The organism is Microcoleus sp. bin38.metabat.b11b12b14.051, assembly GCF_013299165.1.
Taxonomy (GTDB): domain Bacteria; phylum Cyanobacteriota; class Cyanobacteriia; order Cyanobacteriales; family Microcoleaceae; genus Microcoleus.
The window spans coordinates 182,844-199,806 of the sequence record NZ_JAAFKD010000005.1 but is presented as its reverse complement, the minus strand read 5'-3'; the positions used below and the strand labels follow the sequence as shown (position 1 = coordinate 199,806).

The following is a 16,963-nucleotide window of genomic DNA, read 5'->3' as shown; positions in this document are numbered from 1 at the left end:
AGATAGGCCGCCAAATGAATTCCGATTTTAGCAACCAATCAGAAACACCCGAATTAGAAGATGCTGCATCGCTGACTGTCGTTGCAGAAATGTATTACTCCCAAGGCGATTTACCAGCAGCCGTCGCTGCTTGTCGGCGAGCTCTGGAATTGCAACCGGATTGGGCGGCGGCTTACGTGACAATGGGTAACGTGCAGCAAGCAAGCGGGCAAATTGAGGAAGCGATGCGGTTTTATTCGGAGGCGATCGCCCTCAATCCCGATTTTGCTGAGGCTTATGCTAATTTAGGCAGTATGCTCTACAAACAAGGGCATTTCGTGGAGGCGATTGTCAATTACCAAAAGGCGATCGAACTCAAACCAACTTTGGCTGCTGCTTACTGGAATTTGGCAGGGGCGCTGAAGCAGCAAGGAGAGTCGGATGCAGCCTCCGCATACGAGCAAAAAGCTCTCGCACTCAATCCGCATTTGGCTCAGGTTGATTTTCACATAAATTTAGGCGATCGATTAGCGCGGCAGGGAAGGTTAGATGAGGCGGTGGCTGCATGGCAGCGGGCGATCGCCTTTAAACCCGATTTACCCGAAGCCTACTGTCAAATAGGCATAATTTTGCGCCACCAGGGCAAAGTTAAAGAAGCCATACCAAACCTCCAAAAAGCCCTAGAAATCAAACCAGATTTTATTTGGGCCCACCAACATTTGTGCGGCATTCTCAGAGATACTAGCGATTTAGCCGCCGCGCGGCAAGCCGTACACAAATACAGCCAAATGTGTGCCGAAACCGATCCGATCATGACGGCGATTTACTTCATCAGCACCTATCAAGTCTCGGGATTGAATCAAATTGCTGCCGATCGTTTTTTACAGTTAGAGTCGTACTTGCAGGACAATTTAGAGACCACTAGCTCGGTAGAAATTAAATCGCTTTATGCAAATTTATTATTCAGCACGCCCTATTTACGAGATGACTTGGCAGCCAACTCTAAACTTTACAGATTAATTGCCAAAAAGTACACCGACCAATGTATAAAACCTAATTCTACTCAACCGGCTAATTACACTTGCCAACCAAAAGCCCCAGCCACTCAGTTAAAAATCGGCTTTTTGTCCAATCACTTCAGCCGCCATTCTGTAGGCTGGTGCAGCGCTGACATCATTCGCGAATTGTCCGAGATCGCACCCAATTTGTATTTGTACGCTTCCGAAAAAATCATTCCAGACGATCGCACTCAGGTATTTGACAACTTAGGCAAACTGACTTTCCCAAAAACCTACCCGAACGGGCTTGCCAATGCAACCGAAATTATCAACCAAATTCAGCAAGACGAAATAGATGTTTTAGTCGATTTAGATTCTCTCAGCGTACCAGTTCACGCAGACATTCTCTACCACAAACCTGCGCCTGTTTGTGTTTCTTGGCTGGGATTTGATGCACCTTACATATCGTCCAAAAATTATTTTTTGACAGACTGGCACTCGCACCCCGCAGGTAGGGAAAAATATTATGAGGAGCAGCTAATTAGGATGCCGGATTCCTTTGTAGCGGTGTCAGGATTTCAGAGGTATGGAGTCGATCCGGTGGCGTTGAGAAAGTCAAATCGGATCGGTTTGGATCAGATTGTTTACCTGTGCGTCGCTCCCGGAAGAAAATTTAATTCTGAGTTAGTAAAAGCACAAATTGCGATTCTCAAACAAGTACCGAACAGTATCTTGATTCACAAAGCTTTGGGCGATGCTGCGGTGTTTGAGGCGGCGTATCACCAAGCTTGCGAAGCTGAGGGAGTCAGCCGCCACCGAATTAAGTTTTTGCCGAGGTTTGCTACGGAGGAAGAACACAGAATTGTCTATTTGCTGGCAGATGTTTTGTTAGATTCTTATCCTTACAATGGAGGTACTCATACTTTAGAGGCTTTGTGGTTTAATTTGCCTGTGGTGACTCGCACCGGAGAGCAGTTTTTGTCGAGAATGGGTTACTCGTTTTTGCAGGCTTTGGGGATTGATACTGGTGCGGCTTGGTCTTGGGCTGAATATGTGGATTTGGGTGTAAGATTTGGTAAAGATAGCGAATTGAGACGCGCCATCCAATCACATTTGGTGAAGTCTAAGGAAGCAGCGAATTTGTCGCCGCTGTGGAATCCGAAAAAGTTTGCGGGTGATATGTATGGGGAACTTGAAAAACTGTGTAAAATGATTTGATGGCGGTTAAAACCGTAGTTAAAAGCGTAGTAGTTAAAACCGTAGGGTGCGTCAGGATTGCAGATTCGCTCCTATTGCTAATATTTTCGCCTGACGCACCCTACAATGACTGCTGTTCGATCGGAGGGAACAGTTAAAACCGTGGGGTGCGTCAGGATTACATATTGGATTGTATTGCTAATATTTTCGCCTGACGCACCCTACAATGACAACTGACAACTGACAACTGACAACTGACAACTGACTAATGACTATTAAGTTTTTGAAACAGCCGACTTCGGATGCTTGGATCGAACAGGCGATCGCCCATTTAGATACAATCTTATTAGATCACTCTCACTGCGAGCGGAAAGCGGCGGGAGTAGCGTTAAATTTAATGTTTCGCTACCCAGCGCGGGAAAAATTGGTGAGGATGCTAACCGCCATCGCCCGCGAAGAATTAGAGCATTTCGAGCAAGTCAACCAGCGGTTGGAACAGCGCGGGATCGCGTTGGGCTCTTTGGTGGCGCCTCCCTACGGTGCCGGTTTGTCCAGATTCGCAAGCAGGAACCGGAGAGACTTTTGGATTGTTTGTTGGTTTCTGGTTTGATTGAAGCGCGGAGTCACGAACGGCTGGGGCTGTTGGGCGAGTATTGTCCAGACGCGGAACTAGCTAAGTTTTATCGCAGTTTGATGGCTGCGGAAGCGCGCCATTACGGGGTTTATTGGATTTTGGCTACAACTTATTTCGATCGCCCTCTTGTGATTGAGCGACTCGAGCAATTATCATTGGTAGAAAGCGAGTTGCTGGCAACTCTTTATCCCCAACCGAGAATTCACAGCTAAAATTTCGGTGCATTTCCCGACTCTCAAACAGGAAACATCATTCAGTTGACAGTTGACTCCGAAAGCAGTTGGTTTCGGAGAGCGACCTCTACTTGGAAGCAAGAGAATTAGAGCAATCAATAGTCTGATTTTAATTTCTCGCTTACAGGGATTCGCTGTCAACCAATTGTTTCTGCTAAATTTACTGTTACCAAAATACCCAAATAAATATAAGTTGTAACAACTAATGAAAACCCAACATCTCGATTTTTTAATTCGTTCTTGGGAAACGCGCGATCGGGCTGATGCGTTCCATTTAATTCGGGATATTTTAGCAGAGTACGGCTTGCAATGCGAACCTTACGGAGCCGATCGAGATGTCTATGATGTGGAACTGTTTTATCATACCAAGGGTGGGGAATTTTGGGTAGTTGAACGCCAAGGAAAAATAGTGGGTACGGCGGGTTACTATCCGATTGAGCGCGGAAATAATGCTGTGGAAATTCGCAAAATGTATATTTTACCCGCAATCAGGGGCAAAGGTTTGGGTAAATTTTTACTGCGAGAATTGGAAACTAAAATTATCGCTCGCGGCTTTGATGAAATCTGGATCGAAACTGCTAGCATTCTGAAGGAAGCTGTTCAAATGTACGAAACTAGCGGATATCTACCGACAACGGGTGTGGAAACGCCAAGGTGCGATCGCGTTTATGTAAAATCTTTAGGTTAGCAGCAAAGTCTAATCAACCAAACTTACACGCTAAATCAAAGCAACCGAGTTTCTGGATAAGTCCTATGATTAGGATCGAGCGTGAGAACTTTAGTCCTCGGAAAGAAGGACTAAAGTCCTCACGCTCGATCCTATTTTAATTCCTTTTTTGCCGCAGCGGAATCTCGATCGCAAATTCGGAACCTTCTCCCAATACAGAATTGCAGGTAAGCTGGCCGCCGTGTTTTTCTACAACAATAGAGTGCGAAATCGCCAATCCTAAGCCTGTGCCTTTGCCGATGGGTTTTGTGGTGAAAAATGGGTCAAACAAGCGCCGTTTGACGTTTTCGCTCATCCCGGGCCCGCTGTCAACTATCCGCATCGCCACGCTGTGATTGTCGGTCTGTTCGGTGCGAATCGTAATTGCGAGATTTTTGCCCGTGCGATCGGGTTTATTCATCTCCATTTCCAAGGCGTCGATCGCATTGCTCAACAAATTCATAAATACTTGATTTAACTGGCCGGGATAACATTCAACTAAAGGCAACTTGCCGTATTCTTTGATAATATTAATTTGCGGGCGATCTGGTTTGTTTTTCAGGCGATTTTGCAAAATCATCAGCGTGCTTTCTATGCCTTCGTGAATGTCCACTTGCTTCATTTCGGCTTCGTCAAGTCTGGAGAAAGTCCGCAGACTCAAAACTATGTCGCGGATGCGATCGGCTCCGACTTTCATAGATGTGACAATTTTTGGTAAATCTTCAACAATATAATCAATTTCAAATGCTTCTCTGGCATTTAAAATCGCTGCGTTAGGCTGGGGGTATTCCTGCTGGTAAAATTGTAGCATTTTTAGCAAGTTTCCACTGTATTCGCTGACGTAGCTGAGATTGCCGTAGATAAAATTAACTGGGTTATTGATTTCGTGGGCGACGCCTGCGACTAATTGCCCCAAACTAGACATTTTTTCACTTTGAATTAATTGAGTTTGGGTGTGCTGGAGTTGGTGCAAAGTTTGTTCAAGCTGTTGGGTTTGAGCTTGAGCTAATTCGGCAGTTGTGCGGGTTTGGTTGTACAGTTCGGCGTGATCGATCGCGATCGCAATTTGAGCAATCACTGCTTGCATCAGTTCGACTTCCGAGTCGCTCCAATTTCGCAGGGACAGAGCCTGATAGCAGGTAATCGCACCAATATCGCCGGAAGCAGTATGAATTGGTAGCGACAGCACTGATTTAACTTTTAAAGCCTGGAAAACTTCGCGCAATTCTGCATCTTCAAAAGTGCTGACATCATCAATTCGCAGAATTTGTCGGCGCAAAATTTGCTCGACTCCGGGACTGGATTCATCCTCTACAACATAAGTACCCAGTAAACTCGGCAAAGCTGCCTTTTTGGCTTCGCAAACTATTTCCCAAACCGGAGGATTGCTGTTGGGGCGATACCAAGTGAAGAGGCACCAATCTGGCTGCATCAAATTGCGAATTTCTTGAACTGCTGTTGCTAAAATTGTGTCTAAATCTAAAGAATTGCGAATTTGGTTGGCAATTTGATTGAGCAGTTGTTCTCTCTGAGCTTGCTTTCTGAGGGCTTGTTCCGATCGCACTAATGTTTCTTCGGCAAGTTTGCGATCGGTTAAATCTTGAACGACTGCTTCAATAAGTGTTTGATTGCCAACTTTGATGATTGTCAGCACGACTTCTGCGGGAAAATCCGTACCATCTAAGCGCTGATGCAGCCAATCAAAACGGTTATTGCCGCGCTCAAAGGCGATCGCCATCATTTCGCTAGCCATGCTCAAAGAATCTCTGCCGTTGGGTTGGAAAGGTGGCGAGATTTTGCCAGGATTTTTGCCGACAAACTGGTCTTTACCAGTGCCTCCAAATAGTGCTATGGTGGCGTTGTTGACATCGCAAATCCCATTTTCATCTAACATTAAAACTGCTAAACTGGTTAGTTCGTAGAGCGATCGAAATTTGGCTTCCGACTCCTGCAAAGCGGCTTCTGTTCGCTTGCGATTTGTAATATCGGCAACCATTGCCAAAGCGCCGACATAGCCTCCATCTTTGTCGAATAAGGGATTGCTAGAAACGATCGCCCACAAGTCGCTCCCATCTCGGCGCAGGAACTTAAAATCGTGCTGTTCGCGAATTCCTTGACTGCGGCGGCTGAGATTGGCTTGGGCGATCGCGATGCCTTCTGCATTCATGAAAGCAAATAGTGGCTGCCCGATCATTTCCTCTGCGCTGGTGGCGAGCATATCGGCCATTTTTTGGTTGACAAAAGTAGTTTTACCCTCCACATCAATCATCCAAATTCCTTCGTCTGCTGTCTCGACAATGCACTTGTATTTTTCCTCGCTGTCTCTGAGCGCTTCTTCTGCTAATTGGCGAGCCGTAATGTTTTGAGTCATCAGCAATCCGCCGGTGATTTCTTGCAGTTCGTTTCTGACTGGCAAAGTATAAGCGAGGTAAATGCGCTCGCCATAGGTAAATTCTGTAACTACTGTTTCTCCAGCCAGCGCCGCCCGATAATTTGGCTCGACAGCACCGCAAAAATCCGGCTCGAATACTTCCCAGATTGTCTTGCCTTCCATCAACTCTTTAGAAAGCCCCACGGCTGCTAATTCTGTGCCTTCTACCAGAGTAAAGCGCATTTCTTTGTCAAACAGCATCACCGCACCGTTAGGAATGTTGCTTGCCATCGTGCGGTAGAGCTGTTCGCTTTTTTCCAGTGCTGCTTCTGCTTGTTTGCGATCGGTAATGTCAATAACAACTGCACCAATGCCGATCGCCTCACCATCTTTGTCTAGCAGCGGAAAATAAGAGGCTGTCATGTGTCGAACAACCCCGGGCTTTCTCGGATTTTCAGCGCTCATCTCGATGTTAATTAGGGGTTGCTTCGTTCTCAATATTTGTTCATATAAAGGCTCTACCATTGGAGCGATATCCGGCAATATTTCGCGTAAAGTCTTGCCAATATGTTCTGCTGGACTCAGGCAATTTATTTCAGCTAGAAATTGATTAATTTGTACGTACCGCTGTTGGGAATCTAAAATGCAAAATCCCGTCGGTGCCTCCTGCAAAAAAGAATCAAAACGAGCTTGTCTCTGTGCTAATTCTTGTTCTAAGTTTTTGCGATCGCTGATATCCCTGATGCAGCCCACACTGCCCAAAATTTCGCCACCAACATCTTTAACCAGAGAAACTGACAAATGCGAGTAGAAGTCTTCCCCGGACTTACCCCGCATTGTGATTTCTTCCTCGCACGCGCCTTTTTCAATTAGCGATTTTCCAACTAATCTTAATATTAATTCTCGCTCTGCGGGTGGATAAATTAGACTAATATTTTGACCTATAACTTCACTTTTGTCATAGCCGTACATCCTCTGAGCACTTTGATTCCAACTGGTAATCGAGCTATTTACATCCGTGCAGATTACGGCTTCGCGAATTTGGTCTAGAATCTGATTTTGCAGGCACTGTTGCGATTTTGATTGTTCTAGTTCGGCAATTGTTTCTTGGAGTAGTTTGTTAGCTTTTGCGAGTTCGGCAGTCTGCTTTGGCAGCAATTTTTCTAGATGTGAATCGTAGTCCGACGGCGCTGATTCCAGATTTTCATCTCGATGACTAAATATTTCTTCAGCACTCAGATAAATCGCGTACTCTCCATCAGTTTCAATTGCCCACTCGGAAACTCGCACGGATACGAAATGGCTGTTTTTATGTTTGTATGCTGCTTCGCATGGGCTAGTACAGCTATTTTTTGCGGGAATTTCTAAATATTTTTCTCTACCAGGGCAATCTGTTTGCAGAATTTCCCAGTAGTTGAGGTTGAGAGTTTCTGCAACTGTGTAGCCGATAATATTTGCAAAAGCTGGATTGATGTCTAGAAAAGTCCCGTCTGTCCGGCACAATGCCAGTCCGATCGGACACAGTTGTAACAATTTGCTGTTGCAGCGATCGAGATTGACTTCTCTTAACTGGCTTTGCATTTGACCTAGCTGGGCTTGGGATACTTAATTATATATCTGTTTATTATGTCTGATTTCTGTGACTTTTATCACTCAGTGAGGAAGTTCGGGATCGTTGCCGAACTTCCCTCTATCCGTTACATCCGCTACATCCGTTAAATAATCCGTTGCCGAACTTCCTTCTATTAATCGCGGGCGATACCTTCGGCTCGGGCGGCCAACTGCACTGCACCAGCGACAGCAATGGCAACTCGTTCGTCAAAAACCGACGGTATAATGTGTTCTTTGTCAAGTTGAGAAGGGCTGACTAAAGAGGCGATCGCATAAGCTGCACCCAAATACATACTTGTGGTAATCGTGCGAGCTTTGCAATCCAAAGCACCTCGAAATATCCCCGGAAACGCCAACACGTTGTTAATTTGATTCGGGTAATCGCTGCGTCCGGTGGCGATGATCGCCGCATCCTCCATAATTAATTCGGGTTGAATTTCGGGAATCGGATTTGCCATTGCAAACACGATCGGATTCTCGGCCATCGATCGCACCATCGATCGCGTCAGTACCCCGGGCGCGCTGACACCTAAAAATACATCAGCACCGGCGATCGCATCTTCCAAAGTACCGCTCGAAGCCACAGCAAATTCTAGTTTTTCTGGGTTCATATCCGTGCGATCTTTGGAAAGGACGCCTTTGGAGTCGCACATGATGATGTTTTCGGCGCCTGCTTTGCGTAACAAACGGGCGATCGCCACTCCGGCAGCCCCGGCGCCGTTAATCACGATACACACTTCTCCGATTGTTTTTTTGACGAGTTTCAAGGCATTAATTAATGCTGCCAAACTGACAATCGCAGTTCCGTGTTGGTCGTCATGAAAAATCGGAATATTTAAAGTTTCCCGCAATCTTGCTTCTATTTCAAAGCAGCGGGGAGAAGAAATATCCTCGAGATTGACGCCACCAAAAACCGGGGCGATATTCTGCACAGTGCGAATAATTTCCTCTGTATCTTGGGTATCCAAACAGATAGGAAAGGCGTCTATTTTGGCAAATTCTTTAAATAGCATGGCTTTGCCTTCCATGACTGGCAGTGCGGCCTCGGGCCCGAGGTTTCCCAGTCCCAAAACGGCGCTACCGTCGGTAACAATAGCAACAGTATTTTGTTTGATTGTCAGGTTGTAAACTTGTTGGGGGTCATTGGCGATCGCAGTACAGATGCGGGCGACTCCCGGGGTGTATGCCATTGCCAAATCTGACTGGCGTTTGAGGGAAATTTTGCTTTCTACGCTGATTTTACCGCCGCGGTGCAGGTTGAAAGTGCGATCGTACACATCGATCACTTTGATATTCGGTAGCGCTTTCACTGCTTGCACGATTTCCTCGCTGTGCTCGGTGCTGTAAGCATCGACGGTGATATCGCGAACTGTAGTAGCGCGAGTTTGCTCAATCAAGTCGATTTGGCCGAAGTTACCGCCCACAGATCCGATCGCGCTGGTGACGCTAGCGAGCATTCCCGGCTGATTCGGCAGAGCAACGCGAATCGTTAAACTAAAGCTAGGGTTCGGTGTCAGTTTTACCATGGTGGCTTGATTTTAGATTTGAGAATTTCAATCTTAGATTTTATCGCCAATGTTAGACATAAAATTTAATAATTCAAACTTTCAACTGAAATTTTTAACAAATTCTCTGATCTTGGGATGCGAATCTTTTGACTTGAGATTTGCTCTGTATATGGCTTGTAACTCGCCCACAAGCAACCTATTTTCTTTCAACTAGCGAACCGCGAATCTTTCGCACCGGGCGAGAAACCCGGTTTCTTGGTATATTTCTCGTTACTCGTCGCAAAATTTTCGTAGAAACCGGGTTTCTGAGGTCAGCGTGCGATCGCGAATTCTCTATTTTTCCAAATATTTCTGCTCGCTGCAAACTTAATAAATATGAAGCAGAACTTCTTCCATTCATCCGTTACATAATCCGTTGCCGAACTTCCTTCTGTCAACTGTCCACTGACTTTCTTCTGTCCACTGTCCACTGTCCACTGACTAAAGCTGTCTGTTGAAGCGAGACACCCAGGAGAGTTGGTGCGGCTGTTTAGCGGCTTTGATTGGGGAGGTAAAAAGTAGATGCACGGCTGTTTGAGCCGGCAGGTAAAAATCAGATCGACCCACAAGCGGCCATGAAGGTATATTAATTGTCCCTGCTTGTTTGACACTCTTCCATAGCGAGTGCAACCTTGGTTTCGATCGAATTACCTGCACGCTTTGCCCCGAATTCGAGGGACTGTTACTAATAGGCAATCTATCCCGCGCCGACCCGGGCACAGGTTTAAATTAGCACAGCGAGTTGCTGGTTGCTAATTGTTAATTTTAGCGATCGCTCGTTGCATCCGCACACATAATTGTAAATAATTTGCAAGCGAGACAATCGGCGGGAACTTTTTCTAAGTTTTGCAGATCGACTGGTTGCTCGTCCTCGCTGCCGGGGGGAACGATGCACAGGGCAACTTGTCCGACTCCAGCCATGAGCTCGGCAACTCGCTCTAAAATGCTGTCGATTTTGGCAATTAGTTGCTCTGCTGCATCCAGACTCGGGGCGATGATGAAAAAGGTTTTGACTCCATCGGGACAAGGTGCGAAGCCGAGGGTACACTCGCGTAATAATGCTTGAGTCGAAAGACTCAGAGGGTCGTCAAAGCGATCGATTACAGCTTGATAAAAGGCTTGGGTCAGAGAACGATCGCCAAAAACAGGTTGAGATAACATAACTACATCCTTTCGTAGAATTTTTGGGAGCATTAAAAAGATATTAACATACCTTAATGTAAGTCATTTGATTAAATTATATGGCGATCGCGATCGTTGACTAAGTGTGATATTTTTTGAGTTGTCTAGCGATCGCCACTATGATAAAATGTCGTCTGTGTTAATAAAGCCAGCGCTTTCGACCGCATCGGCAGCTCAAAGCTAAGTACACAAAATTTTTGAGGGATTCCGGAAGAGGGGAGAGAGGAAAGAGGGGGAGAGGGCGTGAGGGGGTGAGGGAAATTGCCTAGGTTGTAAGAGTATTATTGGCAAAAAGTGTTCGATGTAGAGTTTAAAATAAACATCCAATCAAAATATATAAAGATGAACTCGATCGCCCAACAGTTAAAAACAAGATTTGAAAAAGCCTTCACCTCCGCATTCGGCGAGAGTTATGCCGATACGGATCTGATGCTAGCGCCTGCGGGGAATCCCAAGTTTGGGGACTTTCAGTGCAACGCGGCGATGAGTTTGGGGAAAAAGCTAGGCAAGCCCCCGCGGGCGATCGCCTCTACGATCGTCGAAAATCTAGATATTGCCGACATCTGCGAAACCCCAGAAATCGCCGGCCCGGGTTTTATCAATTTGAAGCTGAAACCGGCTTATTTAGAAGCGCAAGTTAGCGCGATCGCCGCCGACACCCGTTTGGGGATTTCGCCGACTCAAACGCCTCAGAGAATCGCGATCGACTTTTCGAGCCCGAATATCGCCAAAGAAATGCACGTCGGACATTTGCGATCGACAATCATCGGAGATGCGATCGCCCGCACCCTCGAATTTCAAGGCCACCACGTACTCAGAATCAACCACATCGGCGACTGGGGCACCCAATTCGGAATGCTCATCACACACCTGCGGATCGTTCACCCAGAAGCCCTCACCACCGCTGACTCCCTAGACTTAGGCGATTTAGTCGCATTTTACCGCCAAGCAAAACAGCGCTTCGACACAGACGAAACCTTCAAAGAAACCGCCCGCCAAGAAGTAGTAAAACTGCAAGCAGGCGCAGAAGACACCCGCCGCGCCTGGAAACTCCTGTGCGATCAATCCCGCCGCGAATTCCAAGTAATCTACGACTTACTCGACATCAAACTAACCGAACGCGGCGAATCATTTTACAATCCATTATTGCCCGCAGTAGTCGCAGACTTAACCGAGTTAGGTTTGCTAGTAGAAAGCGACGGCGCAAAATGCGTATTTGTAGAAGGTTTCACCAACTTTGAAGGCGAACCATTACCGCTAATCGTCCAGAAAACCGACGGCGGCTACAACTACGCCACAACAGACTTAGCCGCCATCCGTTACCGTATCCAACAAGACAATGCAAAGCGCTTAATTTACGTCACAGATTCGGGACAATCCAACCATTTCGCCCAAGTATTTGCAGTAGCCAGAAAAGCCAATTGGATTCCCGAAGATGTCGAGATTATCCACATTCCCTTCGGTTTGGTATGCGGAGAGGATGGCAAAAGATTAAAAACTCGTTCTGGGGATGCAGTGCGGCTGCAAGATTTGCTCGATGAGGCGATCGTCCGCACCCGCCAAGATTTAGAAGATAGATTAAAAGCAGAAGAAAGACAGGAAACGGCAGAATTTATTAACAACGTATCTCGAACAGTTGGTTTGAGTGCCGTCAAGTATGCCGACTTAAGTCAAAACCGCGCCAGTAACTATGTATTTAGCTACGACAAAATGCTCGCATTGCAAGGAAACACCGCACCTTATATGCTGTATGCTTACGTGCGTGTGCAGGGAATTCGCCGCAAAGGTGAAATTGATTTTGACAACTTAGATGCTGGTGCGACAGTGATTTTGCAATCCGATGCCGAATTGGTATTAGCAAAGCATTTATTGCAGTTCAATGAAATTGTAAATGCTGTTGGCGGCGACTTATTGCCAAATAGAATTTGTCAGTATTTGTTTGAATTAAGTCAAAAGTTCAATCAATTTTTTGAGCAATGTCCGGTGTTGAAAGCTGAGGAACCATTGCGAACTTCGCGGCTAATCTTGTGCGACTTGACGGCGAGGACTTTGAAATTAGGATTAGGACTTTTAGGAATTCAAGTGTTAGAAAGGATGTAATCTAAGGTTTGTAGTGAGGACTTTAGTCCTTCCAAAGTCTTGAACAATACCGATGCAACCGGAAATGATATTACCCGAAATCAGGACACAGCAGTGCCGTTTCCCTACAATTAATCTGGCGATGTTTACATCTCTCATAGAGCGATCGCGATCGTTTCAGGGTAGGGACATGGCACTGCCGTGTCCTCCGTTGTCTTGTGCTTTTGTCAAGATTTGAATTAGTTAATTATAGACCAATACGGTTTACTTAAGATTGTCATTGCGAGGAACGAAGCAATCGCAGAGTTTATTTTTCATGGGTTTTTCCTGTTGTCATCTCTTAAGTGAACCGTATTGAATTATAGACTTTAGTCCTTATCTTGTATTTCTTCTGTTGTCTCTACTGAGTTTTCAATCAAATCATTAAATTCGCTGATAATTTCTAAAATTATATCGGATGCAATATCTGATTGTTCGGATTTTGAATAAATGGCAATCAAGATAACGATCGTCATTGTTTGAAGGTAGTAAATGAATCTATATCCAGCGCTTTTTCCTTTTTGAATGTCGCTATTTTTGACACGCACCTTAAATATCTCGTAACCAGTCCCAGGTATCCGAACTCCCAGCAACTCTCCAGCTTGCAGTTTTTCAATAATCGGCTGAACATCCGATCGAATATGGCGGTACTTTTTAGAGAGAGTCCGCAAGTCACGTTGAAATTCTCGTGTAGGTATAATCTGCCTTAAAGGAGGATTATTCTGCATCAATTCCCTCCCACAGTTCAGAAAGCGGTACAGTCTCTCCTGTCATTGCTTCCTTCCATCCTTGACGAAAACACTCTTCTGCTGACTTCAACGTTTCGTCACAAAGAACCATTTCTTGTTTAGCTTGTTTGGCAGCAGCCACAAGTTGCGGTTGCGTTTTCTTGAAAGATTCCTCCCATTGAAGCTCATCTTTTAAGTCTTCAATATACTCTTTCAAGTATTCTGCTACTTGCTGCTGTAAAGTTTCCGGCAGAGACTCCATTATCTTGATCACTGCATCAATGCCTTCCCACAGTTCCGATACAGGTCTAGTTTTTCCTGCCTTTATTTCCAGCCATGCTTGCTGAAAACTTTCTTCTGGAGATGGGAGTGCTGCTTCATCTTCGTTAGCAAGAACAATAACGCGGACTCTGCGTCCAGAAAATTTGGCTGCTTGGGCGAGAATCTCTTCCCACGTCCCCTCTAGTTCTAACACTTGTGCTGTCATTATATTTTCTTGTGTAATTGTTGGATTTAGTTAATTGTAGCGCACTTCTCAAATCGAACATTTACGGTTTTTTGTTAACAATCAAGCTCTCCAAGATGCCTTTAAACATCTCTACAGCAATCCGGCGATGATTATCTCTCACAAAAATCTCAAAATTAGGACTAGAATTAATTTCAATCAACCAATATTCCCCATTTGTATCTAAGGCGATATCAAACCCACCATAATTAATCATAATTTCTTCAAAAACAGGGCGAACAAAATTTTCAATTTCCGAAATAATCTCCGAATCTGTAATATGCTTAGCTTTTGCGCCCTCCCAATGCAGCGGACTTAAATTCCCCGCAAATTTAGCATCTGATTTATCTTTTTCATACAGCAAAACCAGCTTTTGATTAAAGAACACCGCCCGGTATTCGTGTCGGATATCAATGTATTCTTGAGCTAGACAAACATAGTCATAATTTTTGCTGTTGACATCAAATACAATTTCAATCGCTGCTTGAACTTGCTCGTGCGTTTCACAAAGCAATACATTGTTTCCAGCCGAACCGCGATTTCTTTTCACAATCACCGGCAGAGAAAATGTTTTGCCAACTTCGGCTGCAATTTCTGCACAATCTTTAAACTCTAAATACTTATGATACTTTTCCTCGCAAAAAGGCGAGAGAAATCCTAGAGTTTGAGGATTTTTAATCTTGTCTTTCAGCAAATGATAGGTATATTCTTTGTCTTTAAGTATATGTACAATTTGCTCGTTGTTAAACGGCATACTGAAATTAACAAAGTAATAATATTCACCATTCAGTTTAATTCTAACTAAGTTTTGGTTGGGCGCGAGGATTTCATAGCTGATATTTAACTCTTGACAAGCTTCGAGAACGAGACTGATATTTGTCTGCATAATTTGCACAGTATATTTGTTTATGACTTGCCCGCGCTCACTTCAGAAACCGGGTTTCTTCGACTATTTCTCGTCACTGTTTGCAAAACTCGTAGAAACCCGGTTTCTAGCCCCATGCACAGTTCATGATTTTTTTCATTCATACTGTAACACAGAAGCCAGCAAAGAGAATTATTGAATATCTGGCCACTCGCGAGCATCCACAAATCGCGACAAATGCCCGACATTTGTTGTAGCAATGACAACCTCTTCTCCACCTTCACCAGCCAGTATAGCTTGAGCAGCTAAAATCACATCTCCATCAAGTTCTTTGGGATCTGCTGTTGGCATTCCAGCTTGACGCGATGTCGCCCACAACTCAGCCGCCTTCAGGATCACTGACGTTGTTATCGGCAAGTATTCAAGCCTCTCTTTCCAGTCATCAAGCCGTTGAACTCCTGTAACTTTATTTGCCCGGAGCAACTCTCTTCGCACCTCGTAATCTGCTATTTCAGGTAACTTAACTTTGTAGCCTTTTAATAACAGAGAGCGCACCCATATCCGACATTCAACTGTAACTGGAGATCCTTTGGGATTTGTCAATATTCCCAAAGGGCCAGAATCTAATAATACTATCATTATTTTTGAAATAGGAGTCGCTTAGATGATAGGCGGTTTTCGTCTAAGGCTTTTTGCAGATATTCAAAAGTTTCTCGTTGCTCTTCTTCATCTCCTTCTTCTGCCCACTTATCTAACCATTCTACTAAAGCTAAATTCTTCTGCATTTGTTCTTCTTTAGTTGGCGAAGGCAGAACAGGGGCTGATTTTTGATTGACTAATTTTATCCAATAACTTAACCGAATATCGACAACTTCCGCAATTATCGATTTCAATTCTCCAACTGTCAAGTCTGCTACTCGTTTAGTTTCGAGAATGATTGATTGCAGCTCTTTAACTGTCAAGTCTGCTACTCGTTTGGTTTCCATTTTGCCACCTCATTGTGTGAAAATAATTTGAAAGATTTGAGAATCGATCGCAATTCTCAAACCTCAAATTCAATCAAATTCTATCCGAACAGCCGCTGTTGCCCGTTTGCTGCCTCTTTCCCAGCATAAATCTCGCGGGTTCCCTTGGGAATGTAAATCCAGCCAAACTCTTGCAAGCGGTTGGTCAAATTGGAAATGCTCACTCCCAATTCATCTCTCATTTTGTATAAATGCGACCACTTTGTTAAATCTCGTCCTTGTCTTTTATCTTCCAAAATACATCGGGGCATTAACAAGCAGCTTGCGAAATATTGGGCTTGCCATTCGATCGACAAAACCTTATTATCCGCACTCGCGCCCCGACACACAAACGGTTCCTCGACATCTTGGGCGGTTTTTGTTCGATCGCCCAAATCTAGTTCCAACTGTTGCACAGTTCCGTCTGCTTCGTCTTGATTGACGTGCAGCACCCAGTGCCCGATTTCGTGGGCGATCGTCGATTCGATGAACCCCGGCGGTTTTTCGAGAATCAATTCGTTGATTTCGATTAACCGCTGCTGGGGTAAAATCCTCGCGGCGATCGCACCTTCGGAGTCCGGCTCAATGTAGTCCCAGACTACGCCCAAATCCAGGAAATCAGCCACCGTTGTCGCTTCAAAAGGCCATTTCGGAGCAAAATTTTGCGTTTTCTGCATCTGCATCAGGATGTCATTTGCCAAACGCTCGATCGATTCTTTGGGATAGAAGCAATACGGTTTAAAAATACTCACTGTGATAGGCCTCTGTTACGCTTCAAAAGATTGTTTGAGCCAATCTGGATTTTCTTGCATCCGCCGGAAAAGAGCCTGCATTTCCTTCGGATTCTGCTTCAGCAGCGCTTCGTACTGCTGAGGCAGCCTCCCCGCCAGAAAAATCAATTCCTCTTCGTTAATGTCGAGATTCCGCGCCAACGCTCGGATTACGTCTTCTTTTGGCGCATAATCCGCGCGATCGTTCTCCAGCTTCGACAAATAAGTAAAATCCACACTTAACATACCAGCTAGCTCACGTTGTGAGTAAGCCTTGTCCTTGCGAGCTTGACGGATCAGTCTTCCAAATGTTTCTTCCACGGTTTTTTGCCTCCTGACAAGCATTCTAGCCTGTTTTGATGAAAAGTTCAACAAAATACTTGACGGGAAAATCAACCCGCGCTACGATAGGTTTAGTTGACGGTTTAATCAACCAGCGTAACCACACTGCTGTGGTTAAAAACGCAACTCAGCGAAAAAGACACACTACATACAGTGCCATCAACTTGAGAGGA

The 16,963-nt window shown here is 45.0% G+C and carries 13 protein-coding genes and 1 pseudogene; 4 read left to right on the top strand and 10 right to left on the bottom strand.

The genetic code is table 11. From position 1 onward, the window contains the following. The first annotated feature begins 14 nt into the window (after nucleotides 1-14). The 3 genes and pseudogenes from QZW47_RS08285 to QZW47_RS08275 all read left to right on the top strand — a co-directional run bounded on the left by QZW47_RS08285 (nucleotide 15) and on the right by QZW47_RS08275 (nucleotide 3,729). Nucleotides 15-2,195, top strand: coding sequence for a tetratricopeptide repeat protein (locus QZW47_RS08285; protein WP_293125966.1), 2,181 nt, complete (start codon nucleotides 15-17; stop codon nucleotides 2,193-2,195). Nucleotides 2,196-2,442: 247 nt separating this feature from the next. Further along, nucleotides 2,443-3,020, top strand: a pseudogene (gene miaE / locus QZW47_RS08280) (tRNA isopentenyl-2-thiomethyl-A-37 hydroxylase MiaE). Nucleotides 3,021-3,246: 226 nt separating this feature from the next. Beyond that, nucleotides 3,247-3,729 carry a GNAT family N-acetyltransferase gene (locus QZW47_RS08275; protein ID WP_293125964.1) on the top strand — a complete coding sequence of 161 codons (483 nt, stop codon included), beginning with the start codon at nucleotides 3,247-3,249 and terminating at the stop codon, nucleotides 3,727-3,729. A 136-nt stretch (nucleotides 3,730-3,865) separates the two neighbouring features. Here the strand turns inward: QZW47_RS08275 and QZW47_RS08270 are convergent, their stop codons facing one another. The 3 genes from QZW47_RS08270 to QZW47_RS08260 form a co-directional block, all read right to left on the bottom strand. Then, the gene (locus QZW47_RS08270) at nucleotides 3,866-7,699 is read right to left on the bottom strand and encodes a PAS domain S-box protein (protein ID WP_293125962.1); all 3,834 of its coding nucleotides are present in this window, start codon (nucleotides 7,697-7,699) and stop codon (nucleotides 3,866-3,868) included. A 164-nt stretch (nucleotides 7,700-7,863) separates the two neighbouring features. Beyond that, nucleotides 7,864-9,255 (bottom strand): malic enzyme-like NAD(P)-binding protein, encoded by a 1,392-nt coding sequence (locus QZW47_RS08265; RefSeq protein ID WP_293125960.1) that lies wholly within the window; start codon nucleotides 9,253-9,255, stop codon nucleotides 7,864-7,866. A 786-nt stretch (nucleotides 9,256-10,041) separates the two neighbouring features. Beyond that, entirely contained in the window at nucleotides 10,042-10,437 is a 396-nt protein-coding gene (locus QZW47_RS08260; RefSeq protein WP_293125958.1) for a hypothetical protein, read from the bottom strand. Nucleotides 10,438-10,800: 363 nt separating this feature from the next. Between QZW47_RS08260 and argS the strand changes: the two genes are divergently transcribed. After that, nucleotides 10,801-12,558 carry an arginine--tRNA ligase gene (gene argS, locus QZW47_RS08255; protein ID WP_293125956.1) on the top strand — a complete coding sequence of 586 codons (1,758 nt, stop codon included), beginning with the start codon at nucleotides 10,801-10,803 and terminating at the stop codon, nucleotides 12,556-12,558. A 347-nt stretch (nucleotides 12,559-12,905) separates the two neighbouring features. Here argS and QZW47_RS08250 read toward each other — a convergent pair whose 3' ends face one another. The 7 genes from QZW47_RS08250 to QZW47_RS08220 all read right to left on the bottom strand — a co-directional run bounded on the left by QZW47_RS08250 (nucleotide 12,906) and on the right by QZW47_RS08220 (nucleotide 16,769). Next, on the bottom strand, nucleotides 12,906-13,304 hold the full coding sequence (locus QZW47_RS08250) for a type II toxin-antitoxin system RelE/ParE family toxin (RefSeq protein ID WP_293125954.1): 399 nt from the start codon (nucleotides 13,302-13,304) through the stop codon (nucleotides 12,906-12,908). Then, nucleotides 13,294-13,791 (bottom strand): hypothetical protein, encoded by a 498-nt coding sequence (locus QZW47_RS08245; protein ID WP_293125952.1) that lies wholly within the window; start codon nucleotides 13,789-13,791, stop codon nucleotides 13,294-13,296. Before QZW47_RS08245 ends, QZW47_RS08250 begins: the two co-directional genes overlap by 11 nt. A gap of 61 nt (nucleotides 13,792-13,852) precedes the next feature. Next, a complete protein-coding gene (locus QZW47_RS08240) occupies nucleotides 13,853-14,695 on the bottom strand; it encodes a YheC/YheD family protein (RefSeq protein ID WP_293125950.1) in 843 nt (280 codons plus the stop codon). Between the two features lie 171 nt (nucleotides 14,696-14,866). Then, a complete protein-coding gene (locus QZW47_RS08235; RefSeq protein WP_293125948.1) occupies nucleotides 14,867-15,313 on the bottom strand; it encodes a nucleic acid-binding protein in 447 nt (148 codons plus the stop codon). Next, complete coding sequence (locus QZW47_RS08230; RefSeq protein WP_293125946.1) at nucleotides 15,313-15,660, bottom strand: hypothetical protein; 348 nt, start codon at nucleotides 15,658-15,660, stop codon at nucleotides 15,313-15,315. The genes QZW47_RS08235 and QZW47_RS08230 overlap by 1 nt, the downstream gene beginning before the upstream one ends. 80 nt (nucleotides 15,661-15,740) lie before the next feature. After that, complete coding sequence (locus QZW47_RS08225; RefSeq protein ID WP_293125944.1) at nucleotides 15,741-16,430, bottom strand: ImmA/IrrE family metallo-endopeptidase; 690 nt, start codon at nucleotides 16,428-16,430, stop codon at nucleotides 15,741-15,743. 15 nt (nucleotides 16,431-16,445) lie between these two features. Continuing rightward, nucleotides 16,446-16,769, bottom strand: a complete 324-nt coding sequence (locus tag QZW47_RS08220) for a helix-turn-helix transcriptional regulator (protein ID WP_293125942.1) — start codon at nucleotides 16,767-16,769, stop codon at nucleotides 16,446-16,448. Nucleotides 16,770-16,963: the final 194 nt, after the last annotated feature.